The organism is Halostagnicola sp. A-GB9-2 (assembly GCF_030068615.1).
Lineage (GTDB): Archaea > Halobacteriota > Halobacteria > Halobacteriales > Natrialbaceae > Halostagnicola.
In genome coordinates, this window is the sequence record NZ_JASJOC010000002.1 from 116,180 (window position 1) to 130,088 (window position 13,909).

The following is a 13,909-nucleotide window of genomic DNA, read 5'->3' on the forward strand; positions in this document are numbered from 1 at the left end:
GCGCAGACGAACCGATTGATAACGGATGAACGACGGGCCACGGCTGCCGGGGGTCGAAACCGTCGACGAGGAGGATCGAATCGTCCTGCACGTCGACGCGGACTGTTTTTACGCGTCCTGCGAGCGACTCAAAGAGCCCGAACTCGAGGGCGAACCCGTCGTCGTCGGCATGGGCTACGAAGCCGGCGAAACCATCGGTGCCGTCGCGACCGCGAGCTACGAAGCTCGCGAGTTCGGTGTCGAAAGCGCACAGGCGATCTCGACCGCGCTCGAGAAGCTTCCGCGGCGGGCTCCACTCGAGGACGATTCGAATGTCGGTGAGAATTCGGATGGGGATGCGGATGACGATACGGGTTCGGATGGCGAGGCGACTTCGAATGACAATGCCGACTCGAGCATGGCAGCGGAACTCGAGGTCGAAGACACCGGCTACTACCGGCAGGTCGACATGGACTACTACGAGTCCGTCGCCTCGGAAGTTCGGGAGATCCTCCACGATTGTGCCGACGTGGTCCGCGAGGTGAGCATCGACGAAGCCTACCTCGACGTGACCGACAGAACCGCCTGGGAAGTCGCCGACGGCTTCGCCCGTCACGTTAAGGGACGCATCGAACGCGAGGTCGGCGTCACCGTCAGCATTGGCGTCGCGCCGACGATGAGCGCCGCCAAGATCGCCAGCGACTTCGACAAGCCCGACGGGTTGACCGTCGTTCGACCCGGCGAGATTGAGTCGTTCTTGGCCCCACTTGAGGTCGAGTTGCTCCACGGCGTCGGTCCCGTGACGGCTCGCGAGCTTCGCAGTATGGGCCTCGAGACGGCCGGCGAGGTCGCGGCAACTGACCCGGGCCCGCTCGAGGAGCGCTTCGGCGAGCGCGGTCGGGAGCTCTACGAACGCGCTCGGGGCGACGACGACAGGCGCGTTGAACCTCGAGGTGAGCCGAAGAGCTTCTCTCGAGAGTCGGCGTTCGCCGAGGCGGTCGAGGAGCCGGAGCCGAAGTACGAGTTGATCGAGACGCTCGCGGCCGCGGTCGCGGACCGGGCGACTCGAGAGGGTGCGCTCTACCGAACTGTCGGAGTGAAAGCGGTTCTCCCGCCGTTCGACGTGAACACGCGCGAGCGGTCGCTTTCCGGACCCGTCGACGACCCGGAACTCGTCGACCGGATCGCACGGGACCTGTTCACCGAGTTCGAAACCGAGCCGGTTCGAAAGCTCGGCGTTCGCGTCGCGAACCTCGAGTTCACGGGGGCCGACCAGGCGAGTCTGGACGGATGGGATGACGTGGCGGGCGGCGGGTCGACGGAACCGGCTGACGATTCGATGAACGCAGATAGCGAATCGGCGGAACCGAAGAACAATAACGCAGCTGACGACGAATCTGGACTCGAGCACTCAAGCGAGCCGACGGCGATTACTGATGAGTGGCAAGCGGACGGTGAAACCGACGAATCAGCTGACGCTCTCGAGTCTTCGTCGGAACCCGACGGCCTGCCGGCGGGACAGTCGTCGCTCAGCGATTTTGGTTCGCGGTAGCAGGGTCGGCGACAGAAGGTACCGAACCGCGACCCGGCGAGCGCGCTTTCGTCGCGAGTCCGACGTCGGTCGATGACCGTTCTTCACAAACTCTTTGCTGTTGGATGTAAAATACGTTTGTAATGAACGCCCGAACGTGGACTCCGCAGGGAGGGGCTCTGCTCAAGGCCCTCGCGATTCTGGTCGGGGCGCTCGTTCTTGTTCCGGCAGTCGGATTTACCCTCGGAGCACCGCCCGGGACCGACGGAACGATGTCCTACTTCCTCTCGAGGGGGCTGTGGTGGGGCGGCGTCAGCGCGTTTTTCTATAAAAGATAGCAGCGCGAGTACCACGGGCCACCGTGCCCGTGGGTGAAGCACGTCACAACACGAACTTTTAACAAGAATCGAACCATACCGAAATATCGTGCAGTCATCTAAACTCACCCACACTCTGTCGTTCGGATTAGACATTGAAACGGGGAGTGGCGATGACCTGCAAAACGGCTGTCTCGAAGCCCGTCGCATCCGCAACGAAACGAATCGTCTCGATAGGCATGGATGGGATTGGGACGGAATCAAGGCAACAGTTGTTGATAACGCCGATCACGTCAAAAACACCAGCCAACTCATCGTTGACAAAGCACTCAGTGAAATCGAAACGTATCACGACAACAAAGATGACGGGTGGGGGCGACCCTACCCATACATTGATGAGTCGTACCCGATGGTGATGAACCACGGGGAAGGCTACCGCTTGTTCCGTGAAGTTGGTTTGACGAACAAAATGAGAATGTGCCGTCTCTCGAAACCCTTCCACGAGTAAAGAAGGTGAGACAGGCGGCATCGGGTCGTGGTGGAGCGATCGACTCTCACGGAGCATGTTTCGCTTCGGGTGTTCACCGACACGGAACGTCGGGGCAAGACTCTCCGAGTCAAGCGCGAGAGGAATTAAACTCCGTTGCCTCAGCAGTGCGGGAGTAAACACGGATGCCCCGCGCCACCGTTCGCGGGGTACTTCACTACGTGTTCGCGACAAAAGAATCGTCCGCTGACGGCTCGTAGTCGTCCTCGATTCTCCAGGTGGCGGCCGATATAACGCAGGTGCTGTGCGATCGAATCCAGCAAGCTATTTCAGCGTCCGGCGGTCGGTATTGGGTATGAACTCGGCCTGTGGCCCGCCACCGGAAATGGCCGAACAGCGCGAGGAGTTGACGCCCATGATGGGCCAGTATCACGACCTCTGTGCGCGCTATGACGACGCCATCGTGCTCTTTCAGGTCGGCGATTTCTACGAAACGTTCTGCGGTGCCGCCGAGCGAACCGCCCGCCTTCTCGAGTTGACGCTTACGAGCCGCGAGGACTCGACGGGGGAGTATCCAATGACGGGGATTCCCGTCGACAACGCGGCCTCCTACATCGACGAACTACTCGAGACCGGCTACCGTGTCGCGATCGCAGATCAGGTCGAAGAGCCCGGGGAGTCTCCCGGCGTGGTCGAACGCGCCGTCACGCGGGTTATCACGCCCGGGACGCTCACCGAGGACGAACTGCTCGCGAGCGATGACAACAACTTCGTCGCCGCGCTCGCTCGAGACGCGGACGCCATCGGACTCGCTCTCCTCGATGTCTCGACGGGGGATTTCCTCGCGACGGGTTCGACCTCGAGCGACGCCATCGCGGACGAGATCAGCCGGTTCGATCCCGCCGAAGCCATCGTCGGCCCGGCGGTCGACGGGACGCTCACGCCGGACGAGTGTATGGTCACTCCCTTCGACGAATCGGCGTTCGGACGCGAACGCGCCGCGGAGATGCTTTCGGAGTATTTCGGCGATCCGGATTCGTTGCTCGCCGGCGACGTCGAAGTTCGGGCCTGTGGAGCACTGCTCGCCTACGCGGAGTACGCTCGAGGCGGCGTCGAAGAGGACGAATCGGCCGATACGGGAGAAACGGGATCCACCGACGGTGCGAGTCAGGATGCGACCACGCGAATGCTCGAGAACGGAAGCGCAACGACGCGCCTCGAGTACCTCACCCACCTCACGCGGTACGATCCGCGGGAGTACCTCCTGCTCGACGCCGTCGCGCTCCGGAGCCTCGAGCTGTTCGAACCGAGAGCAGTCTACGGCAGGGACGAAGCCACGCTGTTCGGCGTCCTCGACGAGACCTCAAGCGCCCTCGGCGGGCGGAAACTTCGAGATTGGCTTCGGCGACCGCTGCTCGAGCCGGCCCAGATCGAGGCTCGCCTTGACGCAGTCGAGGAGCTGACCGGTGCGGTCCAGACCAGAGAGGAACTACAGGATCTGCTTCGGGACGTCTACGACCTCGAGCGACTCATCGGTCGGATCTCTCGCGAACGGGCCAATGCGCGGGATCTGCGCTCGCTTCGGGACACACTCGCAGTGGTCCCGGAAATCCGCGACCGGCTCGAGGCCGCCGAGGCGGACTGTGATCGGCTACAGACACTGCAGGAGAACCTCGATCCGCTCGCCGACGTTCGAAAGCTGATCGAAAACGGGATCGTCGCCGATCCGCCGATCGAGATCACCGAAGGTGGGGTCATCGCCGAAGGATACGACGAGGACCTCGATCAGCTTCGGGATACCGCTCGAGACGGGAAGCAGTGGATCGACGACCTCGAAGAATCCGAACGCGAACGGACCGGGATCGATTCGCTGTCGGTCGGTTACAACTCGGTTCACGGCTACTACATCGAGGTTACGAACCCGAACCTCGAGGCGGTGCCGGAGAACTACCAGCGACGACAGACGCTGAAGAACTCTGAGCGGTTCGTCACGCCGGAGTTAAAGCAACGGGAGGACGAGATCGTCGGCGCGGAAGAGCGCGCGGACGAGCGTGAGTACGAACTGTTCTGCGAGATCCGGCGGGACATCGCGAACGAGGTTGAACGTGTTCAGGGGCTCGCGGAGGCCGTCGCAACCCTCGATGCGCTCGTCTCGCTCGCGACCGTCGCGGCCCAGTACGACTACTGTCGGCCGGAACTCCTCGAGCGAGGCGACGATCAGGTGCTCGACATCGAAGGGGGGAGACACCCCGTCGTCGAGCGCACACAGGAGTCGTTCGTCCCGAACGAGGCTCGCTTCTCGAGCGAGCGACGACTCGGGATCATCACGGGGCCGAACATGTCCGGCAAGTCGACGTATATGCGTCAGGTCGCCCAGATCGCCTTGCTCGCGCAGGTCGGGAGCTTCGTCCCCGCGCGATCCGTTCGGCTCACGCCGCTCGAGCGGATCTTCACCCGCGTCGGTGCGAGCGACGACATCGCTGGCGGGCGCTCGACATTCATGGTCGAGATGGACGAACTCGCGACGATCCTCGAGGAGGCCGACGAGTGCTCGCTGGTCCTGCTCGACGAAGTCGGCCGCGGCACCTCGACGGCCGACGGACTCGCCATCGCGCAGGCGATCACCGAGCACCTCCACGACGAGGTCGGCGCGACGACGCTATTTGCGACTCACCACCACCCACTGACCGAACTCGCCGACGACCTTGAGGCCGCGTTCACGCTCCACTTCGAGACGAGCCAGGAGGACGACGAGGTCGTCTTCCACCACGATATCGCCCCCGGCGCGGCCGACGGCTCCTACGGCGTCGAGGTCGCGACCGCAGCGGGCGTCCCCGAAGACGTGGTCGAGCGCTCGAGGGAACTCGTTGCGAAAGCGGAGGCCGGCGAGGACACCGACGCTGACGGAGCAACCGACAGCGTTGATGGGACCCCGGACCTCGAGGCTGGATCCGGAACGTCCGAACCCGCCGCGACGGCGACCACGGATGGCGGCGAACACTCGGCCAACGCCCGGTCCGAGGCGGCACCGGCCCTCGAGTCAGCGAACGGGGACGGTTCCGACGAACTCGCGGCGGAACTCCGAGAACTCGACCTCGCCCATCTTACCCCCGTGCAAGCGCTGACCGAACTGGACCGACTGAAACGGCTCCTCGAGGAGTAACCTACCGATCGGGCGCTTCGACAGCGGGAAGCGTAAACGAGAAGGTAGCCCCTTCACCGGGTTCGGAGTCGGCCCATATTTCGCCGCCGTGGCGCTCGACAATGCGTTGGGCGAGTGCAAGTCCGATTCCGGTGCCCGCGTGTTCCTTGCGGCTGTGCAACCGTTCGAACACCTCGAAGATACGGTTCGTCTCGTCGGGATCGATTCCGATCCCCTCGTCCGCGACGGAAATGGTCCACATCGAATCAGACCGTTCCGCGGAGATGCGAACCCGCGGCGGCTCGTCGCCGCTGTACTGAATCGCGTTCGACAGGAGGTTCTGAAGGAGCTGGCGCAACTGTTCGGGATCGCCCTTGACTCGAGGTAACTCGCCGACGCTGATCTCGGCATCGTTGTCCTCGATCTGGAGCTGGAGATCGTCGAGGACGTCCTCGGTAACGCGTTCGAAATCGACGTCTTCGAGCGGTTCGCCCCGGGTTTCGATCCTCGAGTACTCGAGTAAACTTTGTATCATCGCGCGCATCCGTTCGGCCCCGTCGATGGCGAACTCGAGGAACTCCTCGCCGTCCTCGTCGAGTACGTCTCGGTACCGGTGCTCGATCAACTGTAGGTAACTCGAGACCATTCGTAACGGCTCCTGGAGGTCGTGAGAAGCGGAGTACGCGAACTGCTCGAGGCGTTCGTTCGACCGCTTGAGCGCCCGTTCGCGTCGGACCCGGTCACTGATATCTCGGAAGTAGACCGAAATCCCGGTCTCGGACGGGTAGAGATTCGCTTCGACCCAGAACTCGAGCGTATCGTAATAGAGTTCGTAACTGGTCGGCACCTGCTCGTCTCGCGCCGTCTGGAAGGCGTCCCAGACCTCGTCGATTTCGGCCGCGGAGGGGAACACGTTCCAGAGGATCTCGCCGAGCAGTTCCTCCTCCGAGTGCTGGAGGAGTTCTTCGGCGCGTTCGTTGACGTGAGTGAAGCGGAACTCGTCGTCGAGAGCGTAGAACGCGTCGGATACCCGCCCTAACATTTCCGTGAACTCGGTCTCGAGGCGCTTTTGTTCGGTGATGTCGGTAAAGGCGAAAACGGCGCTTCCGTCGTCGTCAATTCGCAACGGCGAGCCGTTGACGGATATCCAGACGCGTTTCCCGTCGGGTTGGCGCAACCCGAGTTCCATATCGAAGATCGATTCTCCTGTCGCCAGTACCTGCTCGAAGGGAGTTTCGTCCTTCGAGAGCGGCTTTCCGTGCGTATCGACGAGATCCCAGCGAGAATCGTCGTGGGAGTACGCCTCGAGTTCTTCTCGACCCCGACCGTAGATTTCCTCCGCACGCTCGTTAGCGAACTGAAGAGTTCCATCAGCACCGACGACGACGATGCCCACCGGACTGGTCTCGACGAGTTGCTCTCTGATCCGCTTTTCAGTTTCGAGTCGTTGTTCGGTCTCCCTGTTGTCGATTGTCGAGGCGAGAATGTTCGAAACGTTTCGGACGAAGTTACTATCGTGTTCGGTGAACGCTCGCCGCTCCGTCGTATACACTCCCAGCACTCCCCACGGGTTGTCGGATGAACCGATGACGACGCTCATCCCGCTGACGACGTCGTGGTTGACGAGCAAGTCGGGTCCGGAAAACCGTTTGTCGGTAGAGAGGCCATCCACGACGACCGGTTCGTCGGTCCGAAGCGTATACCCGGCCTGCGAACCGGTTCCCGTCGGTACCGTCGCGGTGCCGACGAGTCCCTCCTCCCAACCGACCCCGTGGCGCAACAGGAGTTCGGTTCCTCCCGGACGCAACTCGAGGACCTTGCAGTACTCCGCGTCGAGCGTTTCGGCGACGACATCCGTCGCGTCCTGTAATAGTCGGTCGAGTTCGTCGGTCTCGAGGGCTTGTTGTCCGAGTTCGACAACCACTTCCTGTTGGTGAATTCGATCGTGAAGTTCAGCATCTGCTTCGGAAGTCGAACCCATTCTGAAACAGCTAACAGCGAGGGACGTGTAAACCCTTTTGTTGCTGAATCCTCGACTCGGTTGCACTTACCGTTTGATGGAAGAGTAGCTGTGCAAACGAGTTTTCCACCTTCGGTTCGTACGACCTTGCATGCCCGAACTCGCAGAAGAGGAGTGTGTTGCCTGTACCAGCGACGACGACCCACTCACCGGCGAGGGAATCGAGGAACTGTACGGTCGGATAGACACCGATGTCTGGACAGTTGTCGACGAACACCACCTTGAGGGAACGTACGAACTCGAAGACTTTCGCGACGCCCTCGAGTTTACCTACGATATCGGTGAACTCGCCGAGGAGGAGTGGCACCATCCAGATATCGAACTCTCGTGGGGCGAAGTGGTCGTCGAGATGTGGACGCACAAGATCGACGGCCTTCACAAGACCGACTTCGTGATGGCCGCGCGGATGGATCGGATCCACGAGGAGTACGCGCCGACCGACGACTCCGACGACGAGTAATTTCGCAGCTGCGTTCCGTTCGATTCAGTCGCCCAATTCTTCTGTTTGTATTTTGGAACTGAGAGGGACCACGTAGAAATCATTGCACCGTTCGAACAAACAACATGCAGTGGCGCGCGCCGTATCGCGGTGAGCTATGCGAGCGGGAGCGAAGCGATCCGTGAGCCGCTGGCGACCGCGATTCAACATTGTGCGAGGTCTTCGGTCACCTCGTGACCGACTGGCTTGGAAGTCGCGAAGCGTCTTCCAGTGGATGGGGGAAGGAACGAAGCGACTGAACGAATCGGTCGGGGAGGGTGTGGAAATCCGTGTTGCCGGCGAGACGTGGTATACTTCTCGAGACCCCGACGATTCGGTACATCGGTCGAGGATTGTACTGGTAGAACGTCACGCAGTACTAGTCGGCTCGAGCGAAACGAACTCGAGTCCGTGTTCGGCGAGCAACCCCTCGGCTCGATCGGTCACCGACGGAGCGACCAGAACCCCCCGGATCGAGGCGTCGGCATGTAAATCACGCTCGAGCGCGTCGACGTAGCGTCGCAACTGGCTCACGGCGTCGGGGCCGACCCTGCGTCGTTTGAGTTCCACGACGACCGCGCGCCCGACCGAGTCCTCGCCGTAGATGTCGATCGCACCCGCGGGGGTGTCGCGCTCGGTCGCCAGCGGTCGAAAGCCGGGCTCGAGCAGGCCCGGATCCTCGAGGATTCGCTCTCGGAGGTCCTCCTCGGTGCCGACGAGCGTGAGTTCGCTCGAGTCGGAGACGAGGAATACCGACACCTGAAGCACGCTCTCGAACGCGACCAGAAGCCGCTCTTCGGGCGTCGATCGGTAACTCTCGAGCCGTAGCTCCTCGCTCTCGCAGAACACCTCGTGCGTACAGCCCGGCGGCTGCCAGTTGACCGGCTGCTGGCCTTCGTCGGTGTGGACCAGCATCGTTCCGTCGGGTTTGCACATGACGTGTCGATCCCCGGCGTCGAGTCGGCTCGAGGCTCGGCCGTCGTACTCGACGGTACACCGACCGAAGATAGTCACGAGAGCGTCTCGAGCGACCCCGTCCGAGATCGTCTCGCACGCGGTTTCGAAAGCGGGCTGCTCGAGCGTCATCGGGACTGTGTGATCGGAGGCGGTCACTGTACTCAGATAGCGTCCAATCGGACAAAAACAACTCGACACGAGTGTGGCTCGAACGAGAGTGCGGATCAGGCCGATATGTGTTTCGTCGATGGAGAACGCTTATACGGATTTGGACCCGCGAGCTAGTACTTATGCCAGCCGATCAGAACCGTCGTCGGTTTCTCCAACTCACTGGAACGGGTCTTACGGCGTCCACCGCCGGTTGTTCTGGCGCGTTTTCGATCGGAAGCGACGAGGAGGGCGACGGATACGTTACGGCGATCGTCCAGCCGTCTCAAGAGGAGTTCGAGGCCGCGATAGACGAAGAGATGAGCCAGGAAGAGCTCATCCAGCAAGAACGCGAACTCTTCGAAGAAGCCGTCGAAGGGTTCGAATCTCGAGTCGACGACTCCACGATAACCGTCGAAGAGTCATCAGAAGATATCGGTCTCTTTCTGATCGACGGCGCGCCCGAAGCGATTCTCGACGGCCTCGTGAACGGGAACGTCTTTACGTTGTACGACGGCGGTGCGTACGAGATCCTCTTAGCACAGAATCAGGGCGGGCAACAGGAGCCGCCGACCGAGGAAGATCTCGAGGGCGGTGAAGACGACGATGGAGACGAGGACAGTGAAGACGACGGGGATGGCGAATCGGACGGAGACGATGAAGACAGCGGGGACGACGAACCTGAGGACGGCGACGAAAGCGACGAGTGACGGATTCACCCACACGACTACAGTCGTGGGATTTCTCCTGTACTTCGTGTAAAGGCGGTCGTTCGAACGACTCCCCTCGAGTCGACTGTGACTACTCCCCAGCACGAGGACGGCCTCCCGTCTCAGTTCCTGACGACCATCACGATTCTTCTCTCACGCGGAGTCGACGGCGAACGGACTGTCGCGTTCGGTCCACTCCCAGCCCGGAATTCGTTCCTGAAACCCCGCAGTTAGCGCCGCCTCGAGATCGTCGACGCCCGCGTTTTCGTCGCTCGAGCCGTGGACGTGGACGTCTGCGTAGTGAAACGTGGCTTCGCCGAGCGTGCGGAGGGGCTGGGTGCCCGAAATCGTCGCCGCCAGTTCGCGCCCGAGCAGTTCATCGACGACGAAGCCAGGGTAATCGCCCTCCACGTCGAGGTCGCGTAGGATGGCGACCAGCGCGGCGACGTTTACGGCGAGATCGCCGTCGGCGAAAACCGCGTCAACTTCCGTTTGATACTGTGTCTCGGTGACGTGATCGACCTCGGTCTCGAAGAGTTCCCCGAGATCGTCTCGAACGTCGTTAATTGTCGGCACGACAGTCTCTGCCTGTCCTGCTACCCAGTCTCTTTCGTCGGCGACGCGGTTCGGTGTGAGTCGCATACCGTCGATTCGTGGCGAATCGCCCTCATCTTTGCGAAGGCTTTTATACTGCGCACGGAATAGCCTCGGGTAAGCGGGTTCTCCCTGGAATCTTCCCGCACGGACCAGGATAACCGATCTGGGAGCGTACTCCAGTACGAAGACGGACGCTGTACCCGAGATATCTATCGACTTCGTGAGATGCTACGGATAACAGCCCCCGTTTGGGGCGGTACTTCGATATCATCGACGGATTCGGTACGAACGCGACGTTCTCGGGTTCGCACACCGCCCTGGCTCCCCGCTTTCCGTCGGCCGTTCACGCAATCCACATTCGGCGATTATGAGCACTGTAGAGCAGCAACTCGACGATTTGGAAGAACAGATCACGAGCGAGTTACCGGCAGATATCTCGGTCTCCTCGGTGAAATACGAAGGCCCCGAACTGGTAGTCTATACGCGCGACCCGAAGAAGTTCGCTCAGAAAGGCGACCTCATTCGACAACTCGCGAGTAAACTTCGAAAACGCATCACCGTTCGGCCCGATCCGAGCGTCCTCTCGAGACCCGAAGAGGCTCGCGAGGAGATCATGAGCGTCATCCCCGAAGAAGCGGGGGTTACCGACCTCGATTTCCACGCGGACACGGGCGAGGTCGTTATCGAAGCCCAGAAACCCGGCATGGTGATCGGTCGCCATGGCTCGACGCTTCGTGACATCACGAAAAACGTCGGCTGGACCCCGGAGGTCGTGCGCACGCCGCCGATCGAGTCCTCGACGGTCTCGAACGTTCGGAACTTCCTCAAGCAAGAACGCGACGAGCGCCGGGACGTTCTCGAACGCGTCGGCAGACAGATCCACCGCGAGGAGATGTCCGACGACGAGTATGTCCGGATCACTACGCTCGGATGCTGTCGCGAGGTCGGACGAGCGTCCTTCATCCTCTCGACGCCCGAGACGCGCATCCTGATCGACTGCGGTGACAAACCCGGTGCCGAAGGCGAAGTGCCGTACCTCCACGCGCCCGAAGCCCTCGGAGCCGGCCCGCAGACGATCGATGCGGTCGTGCTGACCCACGCCCACCTCGACCACTCCGCGCTGATCCCACTCCTGTTCAAGTACGGCTACGACGGCCCGATTTACTGTACCGAGCCAACCCGTGACCTGATGGGACTGCTCACGCTCGACTATCTCGACGTCGCCGCGAAGGAAGGCCGGACGCCGCCGTACGAATCCGAGATGGTTCGCGAGGCGATCAAACACTGCATTCCGCTCGAGTATGGCGATGTCACCGACATCGCGCCGGACGTCAAACTCACGTTCCACAACGCGGGCCACATTCTCGGTTCGGCCGTTTCCCATTTCCACATCGGCGACGGCCTCTACAATGTCGCGTTTTCGGGCGACATTCACTACGACGACACGCGCCTGTTCAACGGCGCGACCAACGACTTCCCGCGGGTCGAGACGCTAGTTCTCGAGTCGACCTATGGGGGTCGGAACGATTACCAGACCGACCAGCGCGACTCCGAGGAGAGACTCAAGGAAGTCATCAACGAGGCGGTGGATCGCGACGGGAAGATCCTTATCCCGGCGTTCGCTGTCGGTCGTTCTCAAGAGATCATGCTCGTTCTGGAAAAGGCGATGCGCGAGGGGGATATCCCGCGCATGCCGGTTCACCTTGACGGGATGATCTGGGAGGCGACGGCGATCCACACGACCTATCCCGAATACCTCCGCGACGATCTCCGAGACCGGATCTTCCACGACGACGAGAATCCGTTCCTCGCCGAGGAGTTCAACCACATCGACGGCGGCGAAGAGGAACGTCAGGACGTCGCGGACGGCGACCCCTGTATTATCCTCTCGACGTCCGGGATGGTCACCGGCGGCCCGATCATGTCCTGGCTGAGCCACCTCGGCCCGGATCCAGATTCGTCGCTCGTCTTCGTCGGCTACCAGGCGCAGGGTACGCTCGGTCGACGCATCCAGAACGGCTGGGACGAGATTCCAACCAGCGAAGTCGGTGCGATGGGCGACGGAAACAGTCGCGGCACGCTCTCGCTCAACATGGAAGTCGAAACCGTCGACGGCTTCTCCGGTCACGCCGACCGCGAAGGCCTGATGAACTTCGTCGATACGATGAACCCGCGCCCGGAGAAGGTCCTTTGTGTCCACGGTGACGAACGCTCGACGCAGGATCTGTCCTCCGCGCTCTATCACGATTACAATATGCGCACGTTCGCGCCGAAGAACCTCGAGACGTTCCGCTTCCTCTAGGTATAGAGTCACAGTTTCGGCGCTGCCTGCAGTTGTTTTCGACCCGGTTCAGATTCATGCCGCAACCGACTCCACTCACCTCCGAGTCGTAACCCCGAATTGAATCCAAGCGAGTTTTCCGCATCGAGGTAATATCATATCCGTGATCTATTGTGAATGGCCGGAGGCTGTTTGCTGAGTGATACCGATCTGGTTCGTCTACGCGCTATTGACTGCGGTCGTCTACGCCGGGATCGCGCTGCTGGCAAAAGTCGTTAGCGGAACAGAGATCGACGACCCGATCACGTTGACGATCTACTCCTGTGTCCCGTTCTACGCCGTCTACGTCGTCGCCGGGTTGGCACTCGAGCCGACGACGATTTCGGGTATCGCTGTGACCGACCCGACGCCGGTTTCTGCGGTGCTCACGGCGCTCGCGTTCGGCGTCGTCTCGACGGTCGGATACGGGATCTACTACTTGGGGCTCGTCAGCGGCGACGTCTCGCGGTTCGTTCCGGCATTAGCTATCGAAACGATCTTCGTGCTCGCACTCGGCTTCTTGCTCCTCGAGGAGTCGTTTCCGGCGGGCGTCTACGGGGGCGTCCTGCTCGTGGTTTTCGGCGCGTTGTTTATTTCCTACGAGCACGGCGGCGGATCACTTCGGGGAACCGTGGGCCCGTCGACAATCGGCGTCGCGGTGGCCGCCGCGGCCGCCTTCGCCGTCCTCAACACGGGAATAAAAGTCCTCACGACCGAGTTCGGGACGCTCGAGATCCTCTTCTGGATCAGCGTCGGCGGCCTGGCGTCGGTCACCGCGATTGCGCCGTTTCGCGAGGGAGCGCGGTTTCGGCCTGCCGTGGACTCGAGCGACGTGCTATCCTGGCGGCTCTCGAGGGGGACCACCCTGCTGGTCGTCGGCGGCCTGCTCAACGCCGTTGCGCTGTTGACATTCGTTCGGGCGCTCGAGACCGGACCGGTCTCGCTCGCGACGGCGATCACCAAACTCGATGTGATGCTCGTCTTCATCGGATCGCTATCGCTGAGCAAGCTGACGCCACAGTTGCTCACCGAGCAGTTCGACCCGTTTACGCTGTTCCAGAAAGGGACGGCGTCAGTGGTGATACTCGTGGGTTGTGTGTTGATTCAGTTCGGGTCCGGATAGCTCCCGTCACCGACGGGTGGTGCCAGTTTGATTGACGACTGCTCCCGATTCCGGCCTCCGTTGGTAATTCTTCTACGGATACCTCGACTGTTACTATCGTT

The 13,909-nt window shown here is 61.4% G+C and carries 11 protein-coding genes; 8 read left to right on the forward strand and 3 right to left on the reverse strand.

Annotated elements, in window-relative coordinates:
* Positions 1-25 precede the first annotated feature (25 nt).
* From QNM96_RS06025 to mutS, 4 genes are all read left to right on the forward strand, one after another.
* A complete protein-coding gene (locus QNM96_RS06025) occupies positions 26-1,531 on the forward strand; it encodes a DNA polymerase IV (protein ID WP_283835119.1) in 1,506 nt (501 codons plus the stop codon).
* Between the two features lie 122 nt (positions 1,532-1,653).
* Positions 1,654-1,848 (forward strand): hypothetical protein, encoded by a 195-nt coding sequence (locus QNM96_RS06030; protein ID WP_283835120.1) that lies wholly within the window; start codon positions 1,654-1,656, stop codon positions 1,846-1,848.
* An 88-nt stretch (positions 1,849-1,936) separates the two neighbouring features.
* A complete protein-coding gene (locus QNM96_RS06035; RefSeq protein ID WP_283835121.1) occupies positions 1,937-2,335 on the forward strand; it encodes a hypothetical protein in 399 nt (132 codons plus the stop codon).
* Between the two features lie 334 nt (positions 2,336-2,669).
* Positions 2,670-5,477, forward strand: coding sequence for a DNA mismatch repair protein MutS (gene mutS, locus QNM96_RS06040; protein ID WP_283835122.1), 2,808 nt, complete (start codon positions 2,670-2,672; stop codon positions 5,475-5,477).
* A gap of 1 nt (position 5,478) precedes the next feature.
* On the opposite strand, the gene QNM96_RS06045 is transcribed toward mutS, so the two are convergent.
* Positions 5,479-7,437, reverse strand: coding sequence for an ATP-binding protein (locus QNM96_RS06045; protein ID WP_283835123.1), 1,959 nt, complete (start codon positions 7,435-7,437; stop codon positions 5,479-5,481).
* A 130-nt stretch (positions 7,438-7,567) separates the two neighbouring features.
* On the opposite strand from QNM96_RS06045, the gene QNM96_RS06050 reads away from it, so the two are divergent.
* Positions 7,568-7,936, forward strand: a complete 369-nt coding sequence (locus QNM96_RS06050) for a 4a-hydroxytetrahydrobiopterin dehydratase (RefSeq protein WP_283835124.1) — start codon at positions 7,568-7,570, stop codon at positions 7,934-7,936.
* A gap of 387 nt (positions 7,937-8,323) precedes the next feature.
* Here QNM96_RS06050 and nucS read toward each other — a convergent pair whose 3' ends face one another.
* Positions 8,324-9,040: an endonuclease NucS gene (gene nucS / locus QNM96_RS06055; protein ID WP_283835645.1), complete on the reverse strand. Its 717-nt coding sequence runs from the start codon at positions 9,038-9,040 to the stop codon at positions 8,324-8,326.
* A gap of 161 nt (positions 9,041-9,201) precedes the next feature.
* Here nucS and QNM96_RS06060 point away from each other — a divergent pair, with 161 nt between their 5' ends.
* Complete coding sequence (locus QNM96_RS06060) at positions 9,202-9,768, forward strand: hypothetical protein (RefSeq protein ID WP_283835125.1); 567 nt, start codon at positions 9,202-9,204, stop codon at positions 9,766-9,768.
* A gap of 153 nt (positions 9,769-9,921) precedes the next feature.
* On the opposite strand, the gene QNM96_RS06065 is transcribed toward QNM96_RS06060, so the two are convergent.
* Positions 9,922-10,410: a hypothetical protein gene (locus tag QNM96_RS06065; RefSeq protein ID WP_283835126.1), complete on the reverse strand. Its 489-nt coding sequence runs from the start codon at positions 10,408-10,410 to the stop codon at positions 9,922-9,924.
* Between the two features lie 322 nt (positions 10,411-10,732).
* Between QNM96_RS06065 and QNM96_RS06070 the strand changes: the two genes are divergently transcribed.
* Positions 10,733-12,667, forward strand: a complete 1,935-nt coding sequence (locus QNM96_RS06070) for a beta-CASP ribonuclease aCPSF1 (RefSeq protein ID WP_283835127.1) — start codon at positions 10,733-10,735, stop codon at positions 12,665-12,667.
* Between the two features lie 178 nt (positions 12,668-12,845).
* Positions 12,846-13,808, forward strand: coding sequence for an EamA family transporter (locus QNM96_RS06075; protein WP_283835128.1), 963 nt, complete (start codon positions 12,846-12,848; stop codon positions 13,806-13,808).
* Positions 13,809-13,909: the final 101 nt, after the last annotated feature.